Below are 604 nucleotides of genomic sequence, written 5' to 3'. Positions count from 1 at the left end.
CAGCAGCCCAACTGGGGCCAGGACACCAGCGGCGGCCAGCCGCAGGAGGTCCCGCCCACCGGACGGCGCCGCGCCCGGCGCGCGCTGGGCGAGGCGCCGGAACAGCCGACGCCCGACCAGGCGCAGGCACAAGCCCCTGGCCAGCCGCAGTCCGCGGGGGACCCCGGACTCGTCCGCTCCCCCTTCGCGCTGCCCCCGGCCGCCGCCGACCGGGCACAGCCCGGCGCGCTGCCGCCCGAGCTCGGCCCGGCCGGGCTCGTCCCCGCGCAGCACGGTCCCCGCGAGGCGCGGGGCGGCGCGCCCCAGCCGCAGCAGGGCGGGGGCCTGGCCGTACGAGGCGAGCCCGTACCGCCCAACGGCGCGGCGCGCCCCGGTGGCTGGCCGTCCGACCCCGCTCAGGGGCAGGGCCAGGACCCGCGTCGGTCTCAGCCCCAGCCGCAGGCCCAGGGCCCCCAGCCCGCCGCGTCGGGCATGCCCGCGCTGCCCGCCGCCCGCACCCCCGAGGAACAGCAGCCCAACTGGGGCCAGGACACCAGCGGCGGCCAGCCCCAGGAGGTCCCGCCCACCGGACGGCGCCGCGCCCGGCGCGCGCTGGGCGAGGCGC

General features: G+C 82.6%; 1 pseudogene. It reads left to right on the top strand.

From position 1 onward, the window contains the following. Window positions 1–604, top strand: a pseudogene (locus ABD329_RS47975) (response regulator); the annotation flags it as partial.

It is taken from the genome of Streptomyces javensis, from assembly GCF_039525925.1.
Classification (GTDB): domain Bacteria; phylum Actinomycetota; class Actinomycetes; order Streptomycetales; family Streptomycetaceae; genus Streptomyces; species Streptomyces asiaticus.
The sequence above is the reverse complement of the archived record's forward strand: the minus strand, read 5'-3'. Positions and strand labels throughout refer to the sequence as shown.